The organism is Aminobacter sp. MSH1, assembly GCF_003071665.1.
Lineage (GTDB): Bacteria > Pseudomonadota > Alphaproteobacteria > Rhizobiales > Rhizobiaceae > Aminobacter > Aminobacter niigataensis.
Genome location: NZ_CP026266.1, coordinates 182,300 through 204,607, shown reverse-complemented (window position 1 = coordinate 204,607; position 22,308 = coordinate 182,300). Strand labels below are relative to the sequence as shown.

The window sequence follows — 22,308 nt, the reverse complement described above, 5'->3', positions numbered from 1 at the left end:
TCAGTCCGGCTTGCTGACCGAGAACAGGACAAACTCAGTAGACGGCGTTTCCTTCTTGGTCTTGTCGGTCACGGCCAGATAGAGCTCGTCGGTGAGACGGGCCATGCCTTCGAAATTGTCGTTCAGCAGCCTGCTGGCCCCCGCATCCAGTTCTGTGGCCGTGCATGTCTCGGCAGCGCAGGCCTGCGGGTCGACGACGCGCAACCGGCCGATGCTGGGACCTCCCTTGGTTTCGCGCGTGCGTTCGAGCACCAGTAACTGGCCACCGGGCATCGTCTCGATGGCTTTCAGATTGCTTCGCTTCGGCTGGAAGGTCGGGAACGTCCAGCGTCCGCCATCCAGGCCGTAGATCGTGTGTGTGTCGCCGGGCTGGCCTTGCATCGCCTCCTCCGGAGCCGTCACGATGCCGCGGTCGCTCGTGGCGGCCACTGCTTCCAGCCGGCTGTTCGGTTCGTTGTATTGTGCAACATCCGACAAGGTGCCCGGCAGCGCCACGGCTTCGATCGGCGTGCCGTCCGGCTTGAACCGATGGATCGCGGGGCCATCCTCGAACACGACGAGGAGTTCGCCGTCGGATGGCACGCCATTGTCGCCATTGACCACGGCGAGCCCTTCGGCGTTGACGAGTGCGGGCGTCGTTCCGGTCACGAGTTGCACCGAAAACACCGGCTCCATGCTGGCGATCTTGTTGTCTTTGATTTCGACGCGGAAGTGATGCAGCACGCCGTCGTCCGAAACCGCATAGAGCAGCTTGTCGTCCGCATCCCAGGCGAGGCCGGACAGCTCGTTGACATTGTGGCCGTTCGGACCGCTGGCCGGGCTGGCTTTGCTGTCGAGCAAGGTCAGCGCGAAAGTGGGCGACTGTGCCGCTGCAAAGGATACGGGTGCAAGGACCGAGGTGCATAGAAGCAGCGCGGGTATGATTTTGTTGGTCATCTCATTCTCTCCTATTGTTGGGTAGCCAGGGGCTGTGCCCCGCGGCTCGGGAAGCCGCCAAGCTTGCGCAAGGCCGGCAGGAATTTGTTGTGCTTGGTGCCTGGATTGAGCAGCGCGGTGCCGACGCAATATTTCGAGCATCGTTTCGTCGGATGCTGATGCAGCGCCCTCAGTATGGCGTCGGCGACGCCATTGCCGTTGGCCGATTTCGTCTCGACGATGAACAGGCCATCGTCGACCGTGTGCTGCGCGTCCGGGGTGAAGAACTGCAGGCCGCAATCGATCGTCATGCGCTCGCCGCCTTGCTTGGCGACCAGCGTCATGCGCCGGTAGCGCATGTCGATGACGCGGGACAGCTCGTGCGGAAACGGCTGGCCGTACTGGGCTCGATACACATCGTCGATGTAGGCGATGGCCGCATCGTCCAGAACGCCGAATTTCGACAGGTCCCGGTCGAGACGTTTCTTGACGGTGATGCCGCGCTTGTCCTTCAGCTTGACTTCAAGGAAGCACAGGCCGGCCTCGGCGTAGCGGCGCACCCTGACCTTGGCACGCTGGCGCCTGCCCTGATGATGGTCGAAATAGCTGCGACGGTCGGCATCGTCGAAATAGCAGGTCTCGTATGTGAAGGCCCGCAGCCCGTCGATTTCCAGCATGTCGAAAGCCTGGGCCAGGTCACCGGCGGCGTGCTTCAGCACCGTGGCGTCGACGACGTACTTGTTGTCCAGACGCTCGAGCATGGCGGCTTTGCCGTTCAGCTGGGAAAGGCTGATGGGCAGGAAACCGCGCTCCAGCCAGGTGTCAGTGCTTGCGATAATGGACATTGAGCTTCGCCATTTCGGTGATGTAGTCGAGCTGGAGGACCTGGTAGGACAGCACGTCGACGCCGAGCCGCGCGGACAGTTCCGCGCGCATCGCCACCGGATCCGACAGCAGCGCCAGATGGATCTTGTCGAGCGAAACCTTGGTGCCGCTGACGGATTGCAGCATCTTCGGGTGGTCGATGACATAGGCGCCGATCAGTACAAACAGCACGGTCGCGGCCGCGAACGGGATCGTGGTTCCCTGCACGGATGAAATCACGGCAATGGCGACGCTGCCGAAGAAATAGGTCATCTCCGTCTTGCTGAGCGGTTCCGACCGAAGCGTGAAAAGCGCCAGGATCGCAAACAGTCCGAAACCGGCTGCCACGCCGAAATCGACCACCGAGAGCACGGTCAGGACCGCGAAAACGAAGATGTTGAAGAGCGCAGCGGCGGTGACGAGTTCCTTGTCGCGATAGCGCCGGTAGTACATGCCGAACAGCAGGATCGACATGCCGGCAACATCCACGGCAAAGCGCACGAATTCCATGACGAAGAGGTTCTGCAGTACCTGCGGTGTCATTTCGACCTCCCCTGGACACAGACTTGTAGGCTTGGGCAGGTCGAGGCACGTGGGCCCGATGACAAGCAGCCCAGAGGCGCTGGGGAATAGAGGAATGGCATGTTCGATCTCCTGACTTTTCCGCCGCGATGGCGGCGACGTCAGGAAGAACGGACGTAAACAGACTCTATTCCGCCGCAGGAGATTTTTTTCATGCGATCGAGAAATCTAAAAATGACTATACAAAACAATATCTTACACTTTGACTTTCCGCGCCCATGAATGTCCGATGACAATTTCATGAATGACGCCGGCTTCAGAACGGACAGCTCTGGATTATTCTGATTTTCTCTAATGTAACGCTTGGGCATTGCTCACTTGAGCCGCCAAGGAACAATATCCACGGCAAAAGAAAAAGCCGCTGCGGGTCCGCGGCGGCTTCCTTTTTTCGGCTGCTCAGATGGAGAAAAGTGGTCGGTCCGCTTCAAGTCCCGCAGATGGCGCGAGCGTTCAGCAGCCCCCAGCCAAAGACCGGATCCTTGCCCGGCTTGCCCAGATCCTCGGCCGACTGCTGCAGCAGCCCTTCGACATCGGCTGCCTTCAATTCAGGATTTGCAGCCAGCATCATTGCAGCCGCCGCAGTTACAAACGGTGCCGCAAAAGAGGTGCCCGTCTTCGATTGGGCGCCCTTGATCGAAGCGGCGGTCCACACCTGAACGCCCGGCGCAGCGATGTCGACATGGTCGCCGGCGCCGGCGCGGCGGTAGGGGTTCTTGCTCCGGTCGATCGCCGTCACCGCAATCACACCGTCGTAACCTCCGGGATAGAGCGGTGCTGCGCGCGGTCCATCATTGCCAGCCGCCGCCACCAGCACGATGCCACGTGCGGCAGCCCTCTCGATCGCCTGCTTGAGCAGCAGGTTGGGAGGGCCGGTCAGGCTCATGTTGATCACCTTCACGCCACGAGCCGCCAGCAGGTCGATCGCGCGGACAAGTTCATAGACCGCCGAGCGATCATCATTGCCCGCGCCACGATGAAAGGCATCCACCGCAATGAGTTCGCCTCCGGGCACCAGGCCGGGCGTGCGGCTTTCAGCCGAGCCGACAAGCAGTGCAGCCACGGCGGTGCCATGCTGGCGTCCTGAGTCAGGCAGATTGCCAGCCTCCAGGCGGATCGTCTCGACCTTAGCGCCGACGAAAGCCAGATGGCCGGAATTGATGGCCGTATCGATGAGGCCGATCCGCGTCGGCACGGCGCATCGGCCAGGCATCGCGGCACCCTCGGGCCAGCCGACGACGTTGCGCGCTAGGCAATTGTCTGCACCGCACGGTTCGGCATGGGCGCCATCTGGCCGATAAAAGTGGTTGAGGTCCACCGCCGCAGCGGGCGCAGCACCGGCCACGCGCGCGCGCGCCGCTTCAAGCGTCACCCCGCGCGGAATTGCCAATCTCACCATATCGGCGCCGGCAATCGAAACCGTCCTGCGATCTCGAACTGAATAGCCGGTCGCGGTAAGCTCGGCTATCGCGGCATCATCGAGGCCAAGTGCTACGATCTGCCGAGGTGCCTGGCGATCGACCTGAACCACGCGAGAAGCCAGGACTGCCCGCCTGCTGGCACGATTCGACCGATCCCCGCCCCTGCGGTCGTCCGCTACGCCATCGCCATCGATATCATCGTCGTCGCCATCATCGGGATCACTGGTATCGCTATCGTCGCTGCTGTCACTATCGTCGCTGCTATCGCTATCATCGCTACTGTCACTGCCACCGTCGTCGTCGGCCAGTGCAACTCCGATACCGAACAGGTCGCCGTAATTCGGCGGCACGAAAGGCACGCCAAGACTTCCGCCGGCCAACGCCAGCGCAAAGGCAACGGCAAGCGAAGCTGATGACGCGTTCAGAAACATGGTTCGTCCTTTCCCGGCATCACGACACACTCGCGGCAAATGTCAGCGATCCACATAAGTGTGTCGGCATACCATATCATTTCGAATGCAATTGTGCATTTTGGGACCAACGGGCCAGTGTCCGTTTTATTCCGTGGGAAGCGATAGGTACGACCGCATGAGGGGTGACGAGGTTCAGGTCAGCGACCGCCTGATTGCTTTCCTTCCCAATTTGCGCCGGTTCGCCATTTCGCTGTGCCGATCGCGCGATCTCGCCGACGACCTCGTGCAGGCGGCGTGCGAGCGCGCGCTGGCCAGCCAGGACCGATTCGAGCCCGGCACCAGATTCGACGCCTGGATGTTCCGCATCCTGCGCAACCTGTGGATCGACCACGTTCGTCGCGCCAAGACGGCGGGACCGCAACAAAACATCGACGACACCCCCGACATTACCGGTTCAAGTGGCGAGCGCGACGCCGAAGCCCGGCTGACCCTGAAAAGCGTCGCCCTGGCAATCGACCAGTTGCCGGACGATCAGCGGGAGGTGCTGCTACTCGTCTGCGTCGAGGACCTTTCGTACAAGGAGGCGGCGGAGATATTGTCCATCCCGATCGGCACCGTCATGAGCAGGCTCTCCCGCGCCCGCAAGAATCTTGCCGACGCGGCTGGAATAAACTCCGGGACCGACCGTTCACCCGAAAAAGGTGGAAACAAATGAGCAGGCGCGAATTCGACGACGAAACCTTGATGGCATTTGCCGACGGCGAACTCGACGCCGAGACGACGGCAACCGTCGAGGCCGCCATGGAGACGGACGACGATCTCGTTGCCCGGGTCGCCGCTTTCATCGAAAGCCGCGCACTAGCAGCATCCGCGCTCAAGCCGCTGATTGAGGAGCCGGTCCCAGAAGCGCTGACACGGTCGGTCCAAAAGATGATCGACGAGGCGCGGGAACTAGCCACTGATCCTTCAGCCCCGCAGGTGGCGGCGAACAACGTCGTCGCCTTTCCGCCGCGCGACACGCACCCGGTTCGTTCGACCTGGGCAATGCCGCTGGCGGCATCGCTGGCGGCTGTGGTCTTCGGCGCTGGCGGCTACCTCGCCGGCCAGGCAGGCGCGCCGGCCTCCGGCAACCTGGCCATGACGACGATCGGCGACGCCGCAATTATCCAGGCACTCGACTCGGCGCCCTCAGGCACCGATGTTGTGGCCGGCGATGGCACGCTGAAACTCGTTTCCAGCTTCCGTGACGCGAGCGGCACATTGTGCCGCGAGTTCGAGCTTCACCGCGCGTCAAGATCTGCCGTCGTATCGATCGCCTGCCGCCCGGAACAGGGGTGGGACGTCCGGCTGGCAGTGGCGGCCCAGGCGGCGGAAGAAGATTATGTTCCGGCCGGTGCCACGGAGGCAGTCGATTCCTACCTGACGACGACTAATGCGGGAGCCCCGCTGTCGGAGGCGGAAGAGAAGAAGGCCCTGGCTCTGCCGCAATGACCACGACAGCCACTGACGTATGGCTGGTATCCTCTATCGCGGGATCGGCTGCGGGCCGCGCTTGCGCTCGCTGGCGTAGAGCGCGACCGCCATCGCACGGTTGCGCACGCCCAGCTTGTCGTAGAGATTTTTCAGGTGGTACTTGACCGTGTTTTCCGAGATTCCGGTCCGCGTCGCGATCTGTAGATTGGTCCAGCCGTCGGACAAGACGCCGAGCAGTTCGAGCTCGCGGGTGGTCAGGCGAGACAGCGGCGTCTCGTTGATCTTGGCGACATCGATGTAAGGGATGCAGATACGGCCGTTGGCGACTGCCAGAAGCGTGTCAAACAGGATGCAGGGATCGTCGAACTGGTAGCAGAAGCCCTGCGCGCCCAGCCGTACGCATTGCTTGAGGATGCCGATGTCATGGTCGTTGGAGAAGATGACCAGGCGCGCCGTCAATTGCCGGCGCTGAAGCTCGATCAGCACCTCGCTGGCATCCATGTCGGACAGCTTCCAGGCGACGATGGCGACGTCGAATGAGGGCTGCGATCCCGCCACCGCCTTGATGAAGGCCTCACCGCTCTGGACGCCTTCGGCAAAATCGAAGCGCTCGTCGCGGCTGATCATGTCGCGCAACGCGGCGATCACCAGCGGGTTGCGCTCGGCAACCAGGACACTCAGCTTTTTTTGTTGCGCCATTGGCCCGCCATCGACATCGGCATCATGCCTTGGCGCATTCCAATCGAATTTGCCAAGGCATGCCCGCTCTCCAGCGACAGGAATCAGTCGTAGATTCGGAATCGACCGACCAGATCGTGGGTTTCTTCGCGAACGGCGGCTTCGATCTTGGCGTTGCCGGCCTCGCCATTGGCCGCAAGGCCATCGATGACAGCCATGGTCATGCGGCCGACCTGGCGGAACTCCTCGGCAAGGAAGCCGCGGGTCGTGCAGGCTGGCGTGCCCAGCCGGACGCCCGAAGTGACCATCGGACCCTGCGGATCGAACGGGATGCCGTTCTTGTTGCAGGTGATGTGGGCCCGGCCGAGGGACGCTTCCACCGCCTTGCCGGTGAGGTTCTTGCGCCGCAGGTCGACAAGCATGAGATGCGTGTCGGTACCGCCCGAGACGATGTCGACGCCACCCTCCTGCAGGGTCTCGGCCAACACTTTGGCGTTGGAGACGACGTTCGCGGCATAGACCTTGAAGTCGGGCGTCAGCGCCTCGCCGAAGGCAACCGCCTTGGCGGCGATGACGTGCATCAGCGGACCGCCCTGCAGGCCTGGGAAGACAGCCGAATTGATCTTCTTGCCGATCTCTTCGTCGTTGGACAGCACCATGCCGCCGCGCGGACCGCGCAGGGTCTTGTGCGTGGTGGTGGTCACGACATGGGCATGTTCGAGCGGGTTGGGGTGGACGCCGCCGGCGACCAGGCCCGCGAAGTGGGCCATGTCGACGAACAGCTTGGCCCCGACCTCGTCGGCGATCTCGCGGAACGCCTTGAAGTCGATGATGCGCGGATAGGCCGAGCCGCCGGCAAGGATGACCTTGGGCTGGTGCTTCTTGGCGAGATCGCGCACCTCGTCCATGTCGATGCGGTGCGTATCGGGCTTCACGCCGTAGGAGACTGGGTTGAACCACTTGCCCGATTGGTTGACCGGCGCGCCGTGGGTGAGATGGCCGCCCGCGGCAAGGTTCAGGCCGAGATAGGTGTCGCCCGGCTGCATCAGCGCCATGAACACTGCCTGGTTGGCCTGGCTGCCTGAGTTCGGCTGCACGTTGGCAAAGCTGCAGTTGAACATTGTCTTGGCGCGCTCGCGCGCTAGATCCTCGATCTCGTCGACATAGGCGCAGCCGCCATAATAGCGACGGCCGGGATAACCCTCGGCGTATTTATTGGTCAGCACCGAGCCCTGTGCCTCGAGCACCGCCTTGGAGACGATGTTTTCCGAAGCGATCAGCTCGATCTCGTCGCGCTGGCGCTGCAGCTCGCGATCCATCGCATTGCTGACGGCGGGGTCCGCCTGAGCGACGCCGGTGCGGAAGAAGTGGCGGGCGCTGCCGATGCCGGGTCTGGTTGGAATATTCATGAGGCTCCTCCCTTGCGGCGCCCTACGGCGCCAGAAAATGTGGTCATCCGGTCCAGCCTAGGCCGGCGGAAATGCAATTGATCGAAAGTAGAAGTGCGTTGACGGCGCGCTTCGGCTTGGCGGTGGCGCCGTCCTGGGCGCGCACCTCGCGCAGCAGCTGCACCTGCAGCCGGTGGATCGAGTCCATCTGCGGGCGGATGCGGTCGAAATGGCGCTTGAAGGCGGGAAAGCGTTCGGAAAGCTTGAGCCCGCCATTGACCTCGGAGATCATCCGCCGCGTCAGCGCGTATTCGGCCGAGATCTTGCGGTAGATGCGCTCGCCGACCTCGCGGTCCTGCACCAGCCCGGCATAGAGGTAGCCGATATCCATGTCGGACTGGTAGAGGCCCTTGTCCACCTCGTCGACGACGAGGCGGAAGAAGCGTGAGCGTTCGAACATCTGCCTGAGCAGTTCCAAGCCAGCGTCGCCGCGCACGTTGACGAAGGAATTGAGCGCGCTGCCGATGCCATACCAGTTGGTCAGCAGGTGCCGGTTCTGGCTCCAGGCGAAAACCCATGGGATGGCGCGCAGGTCGGAAATGTCCCTCGCGCCGAAACGGCGCGCCGGGCGCGAGCCGATCTTGAGCAGCGACAGTTCTTCAACCGGGCTAGCCTGGTGGAAGTAGTCAATAAAGCCCGGCTCGTTGATCAGGCCCGAATAAGACGCCTGCGACATGCCGGTCAGCGCTTCCAGCGCCTCGCTGAACTCGGGAATGTCCTTGAGCTCGGGCTCGTTCGGCGACTTGACGGTGTGGGCAAAGACGCTCGCCGCCAGGATCTCGAGCTGATAGAGGCCGGTGCCGCGGTTGGCGAACTTCGACGACACGACCTCGCCCTGCTCGGTGACGCGCATCGCGCCGCCGATGGTGCCGGCCGGCTGGGCGGCGATCGCCCTGCCTGTCGGTGCCCCGCCCCGGCTGACCGAGCCGCCACGGCCGTGGAAGAAGCTGATCTTGACCTTGCGCTTGATGGCGAGCGCCGTGATCCGCCGCTGGGCCTTGTTCAGCTCCCAGTTGGAGGCGAGGAAACCGCCGTCCTTATTGCTATCGGAATAGCCAAGCATCACTTCCTGGCTGTTGCCGAAATCGCGCACCGAGCGGCGAACAATGGAAACACCGAACAACTGGTCGAGGATTTCCGGCGCGGCGCGCAGGTCGGCAATCGTTTCGAACAGCGGCACGACCCTGAGCGCAATAGTTCCGCTCCCGTCTGATGCCGTCGCCATGCCGGAATACTGCGCCAGCAGATAGACCGCCAGGAGATCGTCGCTCGACCGCGTCATCGACAGGATGAAGGCCCCGACCGCACCGCCGTTCAGCCCGGCCGAAGCCTTGCGGATGACGTCATACAGGTCGAGAAGCTCTTGTGCTTCTTCCGACAGCGCCAGCCGGTCGACTTCAAGCTGTTCGCCGCAATTCAGTGCCGCCCGGATACGTGCCGTCCATTGCGGTGTGTCGGGAGCAGGCGCCGTCTCCGGATCGGCGTGCTTGAACAACTCGCTCAGTACACGATTGACGACGGTGGAGTTCTGCCTGATGTCCAGCGAAACCGTGCGGAAGCCGAAGGTTTCGACCTGCTGGCGCACCGGCCGCACGAAGCGCCGGGCGATCAGCTTGCCGCCAAGCTGGCCGAGCACGTTTTCCAGTTCGCGCAAGTCAGTCTTGAAGGCATCGGAACGGGTGTAGGGCTTGGCCGACGCCTCCCCGCGCATCGCCTCAAGGCGATCGAGCATCGCGGCTGCGAACTGGCGCAAGGGTTCGTCGGGATTGCGTGCCACGATCTCCGAGGCATTGCCGCTGCGATGCAGGGCATGGCCCAGTGCCTTGGTAAAGGCTTCCGGGATGTCGACGACATTGGCGCTGATGCTGAGCACGGTGACCAGCTTGCGCACCTGGCTGATATACCAGCCAACGATCGCCTGACGGCACTCGTTGAGCGCGTAGGCCGTGGTCTTGGCCGTGACGTTCGGATTGCCGTCGCGATCGCCGCCGATCCACGAGGCGTACCGCATGAAGGACGGCACCTTGAGATCGTATTCGGGGTAGTGGCGGGCCAGCGCTTCCTCGACGCTGTCATAGAGCTTGGGCGTCGCCTCGAAGATCACTTCGCGAAAGAAGTGCAGGCCCCAGGCGATCTCGCGCTCGACCGAAGGCCGCTCGAGCCGCAGTTCGCCCGACATCCAAAGCAGTTCGATCTCGCTCTTGAGGTCGTCGATCAGCTGTTCGCGCTCACGCGGCGCCCAGCGCTGCTGCTCGAGTTCGGTCAGCTTGCGGTAGATGCGGCGGTGGATTTCGAGGACGGTGACCCGCTTGGCCTCCGTCGGATGCGCCGTCATGGTCGGCCCGACGCTGAGCGCGTCGAGGGTAGCCTGGATGTCCTCAGCCGGGTAGCCGGCGGCGGCGATCTCGCCCACGACATTGGCGAAGGAGCCGATGACTTCGTCGGCACCGCCCATCTGCTCCAGCTCTCGGCGAGAGCGCATGGCCAGAAGCTCGTTGGCAATGGCAACGAGCTGGAACCACATACCTGTGGCCTGCAGCGCGGCAATGCGTTGCCCGCTTTCGAGCGCATCGAGGCTCACGCGGCCGGTAAGAACCTCCGCCATATCGGGCTCGCGTTCGCTGACGACGGCCAAAAGCACCCTGAACAGCAGGCTGCGGACGTCCTCACGAAAGCTGAGTGGTTTGCTCTCCTCCAAGCGACACCCATTCATCTCGTGTTGCTCCGGGACACCGGTTCGTAGAGCCGGCCATCCGGGAAATGCAGTTTTCCTGATGCCGAGCAGATCGGTTTTCCGTCTCTTTGAAAACGCCCGGACGGGTAGATTTCCTATTCGTTCGGGTGGTGCCGATACTGGCCGAACGATGATCGCCAAACTCAAATCCGACTACCGCCCGGGGCAGAAATTCTGGAGTTTCCAGAGGATTGGTCCAGTGCGATTTGCAGTGGACGAGATTTAACTCATGTGCAAATATGTTGCATATAAGGCAAGTATGGGAGGCACATTACAGTGAGGTCCAATACCCGATTCCGCGTTGCCGCAGCACGATCCAACAGAGCTTGAAGAGGAACATGCCCATGCAGAAAGTGCTGCCGGAACTCTATGAGGGCCACGCGCCCATCACCGTTCAGAACGCCTTCCATGACGCGCTCGAAGCGCTCGAGGAATGGAAGGAAGGAAACGAGGAACCTCTCGTACCGGTCGACGGCTTCAACGTCCCGATCAGCCATATCTTCGCCCGGATGAGCACCTGCACCGACCTGTTGCCGCTCAGGACGCGCGATGTTCTCGAGACCATCATCGACAAGGGTTCGTTCCGCGCGTCGGGCGGTTCGCTCTATGCCGACGGTGCCAAGCTGGTGATGCCGCTCTGCGTCGAGCTCCTGACCCTGTCGTTGCTGCGCCCGACGGCATCGCTCGCCCAACTGCACAAGGCCTGCGTCGACGCCTGAGCGACGACCGAGCTTGTATTTTGCCTGGCCGCCACGCATGCCGTGGCGGCAGTCGTATTTTTGACCTTTTGATATTAGTCTCAGCTGTGATCGCCAACGAAAAAGCCCCGGATCGCTCCGGGGCTTTCGTTTGTCTGGCGCTGCTGACGCGCGTTCAGGCCGCGCTAGTCCTCGACGTGTCGACGCCATATTCCAGCGAAGAATCCACGATGGCATGCCACAGGCTGTCGGCGAAGCTGGTGAAAACCAGCATGCTGTAGACCGGATGGCCGTCGGCACCGTTCGCCTCGCGCCAGAAATTGACCGCCGTGTGGTCGACCGACGTATTCGCGGCAGTGCCAACCGGAAAGGCGGCATCATGCAGGTCGAGCGACGAGAACTTGGCGATGGCATCGCGGCCGCGCGGGCCTGAAACCCGGATCAGGCAACGGCCGTCCGACTGATCGGACAGCGAGGCCGCGCCTGAGAAGGCCTGGCTCATGGCATCGATCTGCGAGCTCTCGTCCGTCCGCGGCGCCAACACCGTGAACTGGTCGGGTCCCGACCAGACGAGCGTCGCGGACTTGCCGGCGACGGCCTTCGGCGTGTTTGGCGCATCGACGCCGAACAGCTTCTTTGCCGCCTTGGCCGTGTCGGCTGCCTTGCCGCGCCGGGCCATGACCTGGACCAGCACGAGATCGCGAACCTCGACAAGCGTCACGCCTGCCTGTGCACCGGCCACGCCATGGCGACCGGCGACGAGCGCCTTCTGGAGCGGCGACTGGGTGTTCCAGAGATAATCAACCACGCTGGCGCGCTCCTTCTGGATCATAGAAGACAGGATTGCAGATCTCGGCTTCGTAGTCCTCGCTCCGCAGCGGATCGTGGATGCGGACGATTTCGCCGATACGTTCGCGGCCGCGTTCGACCAGGCCGAGGCCGATCCACTGTTCCATCATCGGCGAGAAGCAGACCGAGGTGACATAACCCTGGTCAGTCGCCGGCCCCGGGATGCCGCCCTTGGGGATGACATGCGCGCCTGAGCGCAGCCGGCGTGCACGGTCGAGCGGCTTGATGCCGACGACGACCTGGCGGTCGGTTGCAGTCAGCGCCTCGCGTCCAGCCATGATGCGGCCGATGAAGTCCTTCTTCTTCGACATCATCTTGCCGAGGCCAAGGTCGTCGGCCGTCGTCATGCCGTTGAGCTCGGGACCGGCAACGTGGCCCTTCTCGATACGCATGACGCCAAGCGCCTCGGTGCCGTAAGGCGTCACGCCATAGGGCTTGCCGGCGATCATCAGGTTCTCGGCCATCGCCGCGCCGTAGCGCGCCGGCACCGAGATTTCGAAGGCGATTTCACCCGAGAACGAGATGCGGAACAGGCGAGCTGTGACGCCACCGCGCAGCTTGACCTCGCGGGCCCCCATGAACGGGAAGCCTTCGTTGCTCATGTCTTCCGACGGATCGACCAGCGCCTGCAGAAGCTTGCGGGTGTTCGGCCCGGCGATCGAGAACTGTGCCCACTGGTCGGACGCCGACGACAGCTGCACGTCGAGCTCCGGCCAGAGCACCTGGCGGCAGAATTCGAGATGCGCCATGACCGGACCGGCCTTGGCCGTGGTCGTGGTCAGGAAGTAATGGTCTTCAGCAAGACGCGAGGTCGTGCCGTCGTCCATGACGATGCCGTCCTCGCGCAGCATCAGGCCGTAACGCGCCTTGCCGACGGCAAGCGACGAGAAGGCATTGATGTAGACGCGATCGAGGAAGGTGCCGGCGTCGGCACCGCGCACGTCGACCTTGCCGAGCGTGGAGACGTCGCAGAAGCCGACGCCGTTGCGCACGGCGAGCACTTCGCGGGAAACCGATTCGATCCAGTCCTTCTCGCCCGGCTGCGGATACCATTGCGCGCGCTTCCAAAGCCCGGTGTCGACGAACACAGCACCGCGCGCAGCCGCCCAGTGATGCGACGGCGTCAGGCGCCAGGCGTGGAAGTTCTCGTCGCGGTGATGGCCGGCGAGTGCGCCGATCGCCACCGGTGCATAGGGCGGACGATAGATCGTCGTGCCGGTCTGCGAGATCGTGCGGCCGGTGGCATCGGCCATGATGGCAAGGCCGGTGATGTTGGAGGTCTTGCCCTGGTCGGTCGCCATGCCAAGCGTGGTGTAACGCTTGAGATGTTCGACGCTCTCGAAGCCTTCGCGCTGCGCCAGCGTCACGTCGGACGCAGTGACGTCGTGCTGGAAGTCGACGAAGGCCTTGCCCTTGGCCTTGACCTGCCAGAGCGGCGAGATCGCGTAGACCTCGTCGCCGGCTTCCGATGCTTCGCCGGCATTGCCCGACGCGCCGCAATCGGCGGCCGCAGCCACACCGGCGGCATGGCCGTCGCGCAGGCAAGCGCCAAGCGAGAATTCGCCATTGGCGGCACCCGCCATGACCATTCCCGTCGGGCAATCGCCGGGGACAAAGGCTGCGATGTCGTCACGCCAGACCGGCTTGCCGCGATGGAAACAGGACAAGCCCACATTGGGATTCCAGCCACCGGACACTGCCAGGCAGTCGGCATCGATCTGCTGCTTCCTGCCGTCGGCGGCAGTAACCACCAGGCCACGCACGCCATCGACGCCACCCTTGACGTCGGACACGCCGCCAGCCAGCACGCGCAGGTCGGAGAGTTCGGCCAGTGCCTGGTATTCCGCCGGCACCTTGCCGCGCGGGTCGATCACCGCTGCGATATCGCCACCGGCCTGCTGGATCGCCTCGACAGTGCGCCAGCCGTCGTCATTGTTGGTGAACAGCGCGACGCGCTTGCCCGGCATCGCGGCGAAGCGATGGACGTAGGTGCGCACGGCGGACGCCATCATCACGCCCGGACGGTCGTTGCCCGGGAAGGCAATCGGCCGCTCGATGGCACCGGCAGTGACAACCGAACGCTTGGCAACGATGCGCCAAATCCGCTGGCGGACCTGGTGCGGACCCGGCACCGGAACATGGTCGTTGACGCGCTCGAGCGCGGCGTGGACGCCGCCGTCATAGACGCCGAAAAGCGCCGTACGGGTCATGATGCGGACGTTGGGCAGCCCGGCGAGTTCGTCGGTCGCACGACGCACCCACTCCTCGGCATGCATGCCGTCGATCTCGCCACCGTCGCTGAGCAGGCGGCCGCCGAGACGGACGTCTTCTTCGACCAGGATGACACGCGAACCGGCGCGGCCAGCGGCCAGTGCCGCCGAAAGACCGGTGGGCCCGGCACCGACGACGAGCACGTCGCAATGCGCCCAGGCCTTGTCGTAGTGATCGGGATCGGGCAGTTCTGCGCTCTTGCCGAGACCGGCGGCACGGCGGATGATCGGCTCGTAGATCGCCTCCCAGAACTTCGCCGGCCACATGAAGGTCTTGTAGTAGAACCCAGCGACGAAGATCGGCGAGAAGAGCTGGTTGATCGACATGAAGTCGCGACGCAGCGACGGCCAGCGGTTCTGACTCTGGGCAATCAGCCCGTCATAGAGCTCCTGCGTGGTGGCGCGGGTGTTCGGCTCCTTGCGGGCGCCGGTGCGCATCTCGACCAGCGCGCTTGGCTCTTCCGAACCGGCGGTGATGATCCCGCGCGGACGGTGGTACTTGAATGAGCGGGCCACCAGCTTGACGCCGTTGGCGACGAGCGCCGAGGCCAGCGTGTCGCCGGCAAAGCCGGTCATGGTCTTGCCGTCGAAGGAGAACTGCAGCGGCGCCTGGCGATCGATCAGACCACCGCTGCGCAGCCGGTGCGACTGGCTGGCGGATGCAGCCTGACTGCGCGCGCTGGTGCTGCCATCGGCAGCGGCCGTCCTGCCGAGCGGTTCGGATCCGGAATAGCCCGACATCTTTATTCTCCTGCCTGCACCGGCTTCGACGCACCCACGCCGGGGGCTGCCGTCACCGATCTGAATTCATGCGTCACGGTGTTGCGCTCGGCTATCAGCCAGGAGCGGCAGCCACCGCCGTGATACCAGTACTCGCGCATGAAGCCGGCTACGTTGTCGCGCAGATAAACATAGTCGTAGAAGGCGTCTTCGACGCGCTCGGGGCTTTCGCCGCTATCGACTGCGAAGGTGGGCCGCTTGGGCGAGGCGTCGCCGAGATAGGTGAACTCGCCGTTCTCGCGTTCGCCGCAGAAAGGACATGCAATACGCATTCCGCCAGTCTCGCTTTCAGTGCAGGTTGGGTTGGGCGCCTTGGCCCTTTTCGTCGATCATCGCGCCGCGGCGGAACCGATCGAGCCGGAAGCGCGCAGCTTCTGGGTGCGGTTCGTCACGCGCCAGCAGATGGGCGAAGACGAGACCGGAAGCCGGCGTCGCCTTGAAGCCGCCATAGCACCAGCCGGCGTTGAGATAGAGGCCGTCGATGGGCGTCTTGTCGATGATCGGCGTGCCGTCCATCGACATGTCCATGATACCGCCCCACTGGCGCAGCATGCGGACGCGGCCGATCATCGGCATGACCGCCATGCCGCCTTCGCAGACGTCCTCGACCACCGGCATGTTGCCGCGCTGGGCGTAGGAATTGTAGCCGTCGAGATCGCCGCCGAAGACGAGGCCGCCCTTGTCGGACTGGCTGATGTAGAAGTGGCCGGCTCCGAAGGTGACGACGCCAGGGATGAGCGGCTTGATCGCCTCGGTGACGAAGGCCTGCAGCACATGGCTTTCGATCGGCAGCTTCATGCCGGCCATGGCGGCGACCCGCGAGGTATTGCCGGCGACTGCCATGCCGACCTTGCCGGCGCTGATCTTGCCGCGCGATGTCTCGACACCGGTGACCTTGCCGTTCTGGTCGCGGACGAAGCCGGTGACTTCGCAGTTCTGGATGATGTCGACGCCACGCTGGTCGGCGGCGCGCGCATAACCCCAGACCACTGCGTCATGGCGGGCCGTACCGCCGCGGCGCTGCATCAGGCCGCCCATGATCGGGAAGCGCGGGCTGTCGTAATTCAGGAACGGCAGTTCCTTGCGGATCTGCACCGCGTCGAGCAGTTCGGCATCGATGCCGTTGATGCGCATGGTGTTGCCGCGGCGGGCAAAGGCGTCGCGCTGGGCATCGGAGTGATAGAGGTTGATGATGCCGCGCTGGCTGACCATCGCGTTGTAATTGAGATCCTGCTCCATGCGCTCCCACAGCTTCATCGAAAGCTCGTAGAAGCCGGTATTGCCGGGAAGGCCGTAGTTGGAACGGATGATGGTGGTGTTGCGGCCGGCATTGCCGGAACCGATCCAGCCCTTTTCGAGCACCGCGACATTGCGGATGCCGTACTCGTTGGCGAGGAAATAGGCCGTGGCCAGGCCGTGGCCGCCACCACCGATGATGATCACATCGTAGTGGCTCTTGGGTGCCGGATCGCGCCAAGCCCGGGTCCAGCCCTGATGACCGGACAAAGCTGCCTTGGCGAGTGAGAAGATCGAATATTTCATCGCATGTGTTCCGGCGAAATGTGAGGTGTGCCCGAGGCAGCGCCCGATCTGGATGATCGGGCGCCGAGCCTGTTCTTGTGCCTCAGACGTCCAGCGTGTGGTCGCGCTCCCACTGGGTGAAGTGCGATGCGTAGGAGTTCCACTCCTGGTGCTTGAGCTTGATGAAGGCGGCGGAGAACTCCTCGCCCATCGCAGCTTTCAGCTCGCTGTCTTCGTCATAGGCGCGCAGCGCGTCAAGCAGGTTGAGCGGCAGCTTGGCGCCATGCGTGACGGTGTGGCCTTCACGGTACATGTCGACGTCGCTGCGCGGGCCGGGATCGGCCTTGGAGCGGATGCCGCTGAGGCCGGCAGCGATAATGATCGCCTGCATCAGGTACGGGTTGGCAGCGCCGTCGGGCAGGCGCAGTTCGAAGCGGCCGGGACCGGGCACGCGCACCATGTGGGTGCGGTTGTTGCCGGTCCAGGTCACCGTGTTCGGCGCCCAGGTTGCACCCGAAAGAGTGCGCGGTGCGTTGATGCGCTTGTAGGAGTTGACGGTCGGATTGCAGATCGCGGCAAGTGCCGAGGCGTGCTTCATGATGCCGCCGAGGAAGTACCTGCCCTTCTCGGAAAGACCCAGCTCCATGTTCTTGTCGGCAAAGGCATTGTTCTTGCCGCTCAGATCCCACACCGAAATGTGGGCATGGCAGCCGCTGCCGGTGAGGCCTGGGAAAGGCTTCGGCATGAAGGTCGCGCGCAGGCCATGCTTTTCGGCGATCGAGCGGACCATGAACTTGAAGAACGAATGCTTGTCGGCAGTCTGCAGGACGTCGTCGTACTCCCAGTTCATTTCGAACTGGCCGTTCGCGTCCTCATGGTCGTTCTGGTAGGGCTTCCAGCCGAGATCGAGCATTGCATCGCAGATTTCGGCGATGACATCGAAGCGGCGCATCACGGCCTGCTGGTCGTAGCAGGACTTTGCCGCCGTATCGTACTCGTCGGCAATCTGCTTGCCATCCGGCGTGGTCAGGAAGAATTCCGGCTCGACGCCGGTCTTGACGCGCATGCCTTCCTTGGCGGCTTCGGCGACGAGGCGCTTCAGCGTGTTGCGCGGCGCCTGGGCCACGCCCTTGCCTTCCATCAGGCAGTCGGATGCGAGCCAGGCAACTTCCGGACGCCAGGGCAGCTGGATGACCGAGATCGGATCCGGCACAGCCAGCATATCCGGGTGCGCCGGCGTCAGGTCCAGCCAAGTCGCGAAGCCGGCAAAGCCGGCTCCGTCCTTCTGCATGTCCGATATAGCCTGCGCAGGCACCAACTTGGCGCGCTGCCCTCCGAAGAGGTCAGTATACGACACCATGAAGTATCTGATGTTGCGAGTCCTTGCGAACTCTTTGAGATCAGTCACCTCCGACTGATCGATTTTGGCTTCGAAGGCCGTACCCATGTAAAATGCTCCTCCCAATCCTTGTGGTTTTAAAAGGGACCCTTCCCGGGTACCCAGCTCGTCCCCGCAAGCGGCACGCCAGCCATGGCGGCAGCTTCGATCGAAAGAGCGCAGAGATCCTCAGGCTCGAGATTGTGCAGATGATTTTTGCCGCAGGCACGGGCGATAGTCTGTGCCTCGAGCGTCATGACCTTCAGGTAGTTCGCCAGACGGCGACCAGCCGCGATCGGATCGACGCGCTTCATCAGCTCGACGTCCTGCGTGGTGATGCCGGCAGGGTCCTTGCCCTCGTGCCAATCGTCGTAAGCGCCGGCAGTGGTGCCGAGCTTCTGGTATTCATCCTCCCAACGCGGATCGTTGTCGCCCAGCGCGATCAGCGCTGCGGTTCCAACCGATACTGCATCGGCACCGAGGGCGAGCGCTTTGGCCACATCGGCACCATTGCGTATGCCACCGGAAACGATCAGCTGAACCTTGCGGTGCATGCCGAGGTCCTGAAGCGCCTTCACTGCCGGGCGGATACAGGCGAGCGTCGGCTGGCCGACATGCTCGATGAACACTTCCTGGGTCGCTGCGGTGCCGCCCTGCATGCCGTCGAGCACGACGACGTCAGCGCCGGCCTTCACTGCGAGCGCGGTGTCGTAGTAGGGGCGTGCGCCACCAATCTTGACGTAGATCGGCTTCTGCCAGTCGGTGATCTCGCGGATTTCAAGAATCTTGATCTCGAGATCGTCTGGACCGGTCCAGTCGGGGTGACGGCAGGCCGAACGCTGGTCGATGCCCTTGGGCAGGGTGCGCATCTCGGCGACGCGGTCGGAAATCTTCTGGCCGAGAAGCATGCCGCCGCCGCCCGGCTTGGCGCCCTGGCCGACAACGATTTCGATGGCATCGGCACGACGCAGGTCACGCGGGTTCATGCCGTAGCGCGACGGCAGGTATTGGTAAACCAGGTGCTTGGAGTGGCCGCGCTCTTCCTCGGTCATGCCGCCGTCACCGGTGGTGGTCGAGGTGCCGGAAAGCGTTGCGCCGCGGCCGAGGGCTTCCTTGGCCGGACCCGACAGCGAGCCGAAGCTCATGCCGGCGACGGTGATCGGGATCTTCAGCTCGATCGGCTTCTTGGCGAAACGCGTGCCCAATACGACCGAGGTGTCGCATTTTTCGCGATAGCCTTCGAGCGGATAGCGCGAGATCGAAGCGCCGAGGAACAGCAGGTCGTCGAAGTGCGGGACCTTGCGTTTGGCACCGGAGCCGCGGATGTCGTAGATGCCCGTCGCTGCGGCGCGACGGATTTCGGACATTGCGTATTCATCGAACGTGGCCGACTTGCGTGGCGTCGTCGGAGGATTGTGATAGCTCATTTTGTTCCTCAGTATGCGTCAGCGTTGTCGATGTTGAAGTTGTAGAGCGTGCGCGCCGAACCGTAGCGCGAGAACTCTTCCGGCTTCACGTCGGTGATGCCGGCGCGGTCGAGCAGATCCTGCAGGATCGCGATGTGCTCGGGGCGCAATTCCTTCTTGATGCAGTCAGCGCCGAGGCTCTTGACCGAGCCGCGAACGAACAGGCGGGCTTCGTAGATCGAGTCGCCGAGCGCGTCGCCGGCATCGCCGAGCACCACGAGGTTGCCGGACTGCGCCATGAAGGCCGACATGTGGCCGATGTTGCCGCGAACGACGATGTTGATGCCCTTCATCGAGATACCGCAACGCGACGAAGCGTTGCCTTCGATGACCAGCAGGCCGCCGCGACCGGTGGCGCCGGCGTACTGGCTGGCGTCGCCCTTCACGACGATGGTGCCCGACATCATGTTTTCACCGACGCCCGGGCCGGCCGAGCCATGCACGGTGATCGTCGACAGCTGGTTCATGCCGCCGCAATAGTAGCCGACGCTCCCCTGCACATCGATCGAGATCGGGTGCTCGGCGCCGACGGCAACCGCATGGCTGCCCTTCGGGTTGATGACTTCCCAGTTCGGCTCGGTGGAAGCGTCCTTCACCTCATGCAGCGCCTGGTTGAACTCGCGCAGCGTGTTCTTCGAAAGATCGAACACCTTCGGCGCGTAGTTGACCTGGTGCAGGGGGGACGTCGCAAGATTCGTTGAATGCATAGTCTCAGTGCTCCCAGAAATAGACGGTGGAGGGCTCAGGCTCCCAGACCTTGGCGTCTTCGATGCCGGGCAGGTTGGCGAGCGCGCGATATTCGGAGCCGAAAGCGACATACTGGTCGGTCTCGGCCATGACGGCGGGCTTGCAGGAGATCGGATCGCGGACAACGCCGAAGCCGTCCTTGGTGCCGACCACGAAGGTGAAGAAGCCGTCGAGGTCGTTGAGGCTGCTTTCCAGCGCCTCGCCGAGATTCTGGCCATGCGCGATCTTCGACGACAGGTAGGCGGCGGCCACCTCGGTGTCGTTTTCGGTCTCGAAACGCATGCCGTCGCGGATCAACTCGCGGCGCAGATTGTTATGGTTCGACAGCGAGCCATTGTGCACCAGGCACTGGTCCGGGCCGGTCGAGAAAGGGTGCGCGCCGAGCGTGGTGACAGCGGATTCGGTAGCCATGCGGGTGTGGCCGATGCCGTGGCTGCCGCCCATGGAGGCAATATCGAAACGCTTGAGCACTTCGATCGGCAGGCCGACTTCCTTGTAGATTTCGATGGCTTCGCCAGCGCCCATGACGCGGACGTTGGGGCGCAGCTCGGCGAGTGCCACGCGGGCTTCACCGATCTTGTCGGCCGGCACGTCCAGCACCGCATGGGTGGACTTTACCGTCGACGAAACCTTGGCGTTGATCTTCTTGCCGAGCTCGGCGTCGAGACCCTTGAAATCCGCGTCCGGGGTAGCCGACTGGATGGTGATCTTGCCATGACCCTTGGCACCGCCGCCATAAATGGCGATGCCCGCGCTATCGGGGCCGCGATCGGTCATAGTTACGAGCATTTCGGACAGCAGCGCGCCCAATTGGGGCTCCAGCGACTTGTCCTTGAGAAAGAGTCCTACAATTCCGCACATCCCAGTTTCCTCACCTGATTGGCTGCCTGTGACAAAAGCTAGCAGGTTCCCGAGGCCAATTCAACTGTGATGAATTTTTTATTCCTGTAGAAAAACAAGAAAGCGACAATTCGGCCACTCCGGCTAACGCCAGGGCAGCGTCCCGCGCGATTTTTCGCCGCGCGGGACGGAATTTCGGGGCTGACTGCACCGTGGACGACTTGAATTTCAGAAGTTGAGGCCGCGCTCGCCGGGCTTCATTGCCGATTTTTCGGACATCCGAGCGCGTACAAGCGTCCGCGCCGGCGCATTTTTCGAAGCTGCGCGCGGTCGAGCTGGCCTTGGGCCAGCCGCCAGAAATCATGGATGCAGGTGATCAGGCCTAAGGACGAGCGCCAAAGCTCGCCCTCAGCCCTCGAGCTAGTCACTGCCGCGACCGCGTGGATAAGAGATGATCGACAGATATTTGATCGGCAAATGGGTCAGTTCTTCCGGGCCGTGCGGCGCATCGGCATCGAAGAACAGGCTGTCGCCCGGAGTCATGCGGTAGAGGTTGTTGCTGTGGCGATAAACGACCTCGCCCTCCAGCATGTAGAGAAACTCCATGCCGTCATGCTGGAATGTCGGGAAGACATCAGAGTCTTCCGACAGCGTGATCAAATATGGTTCGACCGTTACGCCTGACGTGTCCGAACCGATATGGCCAAGCAACGTATATTGGTGTCCGGCGCGGGTGCCGCGGCGTTCGACGTCGACCCCTTCGTTGGCCTTGACGAACACGGCGTTTCTCTCTTCCTCGAAGCGGCGGAAGAAGGCGGTGACCGGGACGCCGAGCGCGCGGGAAAGCGCCTGTAGCGTCGTCAACGATGGCGAGGTGATGCCGTTCTCGATCTTGGACAACATGCCGAGCGAGATATCGGTGGCCGAAGCAAGATCGGCGACCGTGATGCCGAGCTTCTTGCGGAAGGCGCGGACCTCGTGGCCGATCGCCACCTCCAGCACCTTTTCTCGGGTATCGCGCGTTGCATGCGGATCCTGAGACAGCGGCGAGACGCGCGACAGCGCCGATTTGGCCGCGACCGCCGGTATGGCTGCCGACAGGGCCTTGCCATTCTTCTTCGAGTGTCCGTGCTTTTCCGCTGCCTTGGCCTTCGTCATGTCGATGCCGTCTGCTCCTGCTCGCTGAATCTATTTCACCGAGAGTAAACATTTTAGGCAAAATGCACAACAGGTG

19 protein-coding genes are annotated in these 22,308 nt (G+C 63.1%); 3 read left to right on the top strand and 16 right to left on the bottom strand.

What is annotated here, in order from left to right; translation table 11 throughout:
- The 4 genes from CO731_RS27255 to CO731_RS27240 form a co-directional block, all read right to left on the bottom strand.
- Positions 1 to 936, bottom strand: coding sequence for an esterase-like activity of phytase family protein (locus CO731_RS27255; RefSeq protein WP_108610231.1), 936 nt, complete (start codon positions 934 to 936; stop codon positions 1 to 3).
- Between the two features lie 11 nt (positions 937 to 947).
- Positions 948 to 1,760 carry a polyphosphate polymerase domain-containing protein gene (locus CO731_RS27250; RefSeq protein ID WP_108610230.1) on the bottom strand — a complete coding sequence of 271 codons (813 nt, stop codon included), beginning with the start codon at positions 1,758 to 1,760 and terminating at the stop codon, positions 948 to 950.
- Complete coding sequence (locus CO731_RS27245) at positions 1,738 to 2,253, bottom strand: DUF4956 domain-containing protein (RefSeq protein ID WP_183264015.1); 516 nt, start codon at positions 2,251 to 2,253, stop codon at positions 1,738 to 1,740. Before CO731_RS27245 ends, CO731_RS27250 begins: the two co-directional genes overlap by 23 nt.
- A gap of 532 nt (positions 2,254 to 2,785) precedes the next feature.
- A complete protein-coding gene (locus tag CO731_RS27240; RefSeq protein WP_108610228.1) occupies positions 2,786 to 4,210 on the bottom strand; it encodes a S8 family serine peptidase in 1,425 nt (474 codons plus the stop codon).
- Between the two features lie 157 nt (positions 4,211 to 4,367).
- Here CO731_RS27240 and CO731_RS27235 point away from each other — a divergent pair, with 157 nt between their 5' ends.
- Positions 4,368 to 4,907, top strand: coding sequence for an RNA polymerase sigma factor (locus tag CO731_RS27235; RefSeq protein ID WP_108610227.1), 540 nt, complete (start codon positions 4,368 to 4,370; stop codon positions 4,905 to 4,907).
- On the top strand, positions 4,904 to 5,683 hold the full coding sequence (locus CO731_RS27230; protein WP_108610226.1) for an anti-sigma factor: 780 nt from the start codon (positions 4,904 to 4,906) through the stop codon (positions 5,681 to 5,683). Before CO731_RS27235 ends, CO731_RS27230 begins: the two co-directional genes overlap by 4 nt.
- Positions 5,684 to 5,716: 33 nt before the next feature.
- On the opposite strand, the gene CO731_RS27225 is transcribed toward CO731_RS27230, so the two are convergent.
- The 3 genes from CO731_RS27225 to CO731_RS27215 form a co-directional block, all read right to left on the bottom strand.
- Positions 5,717 to 6,364, bottom strand: coding sequence for a response regulator transcription factor (locus tag CO731_RS27225; protein ID WP_199914659.1), 648 nt, complete (start codon positions 6,362 to 6,364; stop codon positions 5,717 to 5,719).
- An 83-nt stretch (positions 6,365 to 6,447) separates the two neighbouring features.
- Positions 6,448 to 7,752: a serine hydroxymethyltransferase gene (gene glyA / locus CO731_RS27220; protein WP_108610225.1), complete on the bottom strand. Its 1,305-nt coding sequence runs from the start codon at positions 7,750 to 7,752 to the stop codon at positions 6,448 to 6,450.
- A 43-nt stretch (positions 7,753 to 7,795) separates the two neighbouring features.
- Complete coding sequence (locus tag CO731_RS27215) at positions 7,796 to 10,489, bottom strand: phosphoenolpyruvate carboxylase (protein ID WP_108610224.1); 2,694 nt, start codon at positions 10,487 to 10,489, stop codon at positions 7,796 to 7,798.
- A 374-nt stretch (positions 10,490 to 10,863) separates the two neighbouring features.
- On the opposite strand from CO731_RS27215, the gene CO731_RS27210 reads away from it, so the two are divergent.
- Entirely contained in the window at positions 10,864 to 11,244 is a 381-nt protein-coding gene (locus CO731_RS27210) for a hypothetical protein (RefSeq protein WP_108679493.1), read from the top strand.
- A gap of 154 nt (positions 11,245 to 11,398) precedes the next feature.
- Here CO731_RS27210 and CO731_RS27205 read toward each other — a convergent pair whose 3' ends face one another.
- The 9 genes from CO731_RS27205 to CO731_RS27165 form a co-directional block, all read right to left on the bottom strand.
- Positions 11,399 to 12,031, bottom strand: a complete 633-nt coding sequence (locus tag CO731_RS27205; protein ID WP_108610377.1) for a sarcosine oxidase subunit gamma family protein — start codon at positions 12,029 to 12,031, stop codon at positions 11,399 to 11,401.
- Complete coding sequence (locus tag CO731_RS27200; protein WP_245439992.1) at positions 12,024 to 15,083, bottom strand: sarcosine oxidase subunit alpha family protein; 3,060 nt, start codon at positions 15,081 to 15,083, stop codon at positions 12,024 to 12,026. The genes CO731_RS27205 and CO731_RS27200 overlap by 8 nt, the downstream gene beginning before the upstream one ends.
- Before the next feature lie 2 nt (positions 15,084 to 15,085).
- Positions 15,086 to 15,394 (bottom strand): sarcosine oxidase subunit delta, encoded by a 309-nt coding sequence (locus CO731_RS27195; RefSeq protein WP_108610222.1) that lies wholly within the window; start codon positions 15,392 to 15,394, stop codon positions 15,086 to 15,088.
- A gap of 16 nt (positions 15,395 to 15,410) precedes the next feature.
- Positions 15,411 to 16,664: a sarcosine oxidase subunit beta family protein gene (locus CO731_RS27190; RefSeq protein WP_108610221.1), complete on the bottom strand. Its 1,254-nt coding sequence runs from the start codon at positions 16,662 to 16,664 to the stop codon at positions 15,411 to 15,413.
- A gap of 82 nt (positions 16,665 to 16,746) precedes the next feature.
- The gene (gene glnT, locus CO731_RS27185; protein ID WP_108610220.1) at positions 16,747 to 18,090 is read right to left on the bottom strand and encodes a type III glutamate--ammonia ligase; all 1,344 of its coding nucleotides are present in this window, start codon (positions 18,088 to 18,090) and stop codon (positions 16,747 to 16,749) included.
- Between the two features lie 29 nt (positions 18,091 to 18,119).
- Positions 18,120 to 19,448, bottom strand: a complete 1,329-nt coding sequence (locus tag CO731_RS27180; protein WP_055976086.1) for an FMN-binding glutamate synthase family protein — start codon at positions 19,446 to 19,448, stop codon at positions 18,120 to 18,122.
- Positions 19,449 to 19,456: 8 nt separating this feature from the next.
- Positions 19,457 to 20,194 carry a GXGXG domain-containing protein gene (locus CO731_RS27175; protein ID WP_108610219.1) on the bottom strand — a complete coding sequence of 246 codons (738 nt, stop codon included), beginning with the start codon at positions 20,192 to 20,194 and terminating at the stop codon, positions 19,457 to 19,459.
- A 4-nt stretch (positions 20,195 to 20,198) separates the two neighbouring features.
- The gene (locus tag CO731_RS27170; RefSeq protein ID WP_108610218.1) at positions 20,199 to 21,095 is read right to left on the bottom strand and encodes a glutamine amidotransferase family protein; all 897 of its coding nucleotides are present in this window, start codon (positions 21,093 to 21,095) and stop codon (positions 20,199 to 20,201) included.
- A gap of 399 nt (positions 21,096 to 21,494) precedes the next feature.
- A complete protein-coding gene (locus CO731_RS27165) occupies positions 21,495 to 22,232 on the bottom strand; it encodes an XRE family transcriptional regulator (protein ID WP_108610217.1) in 738 nt (245 codons plus the stop codon).
- Positions 22,233 to 22,308: the final 76 nt, after the last annotated feature.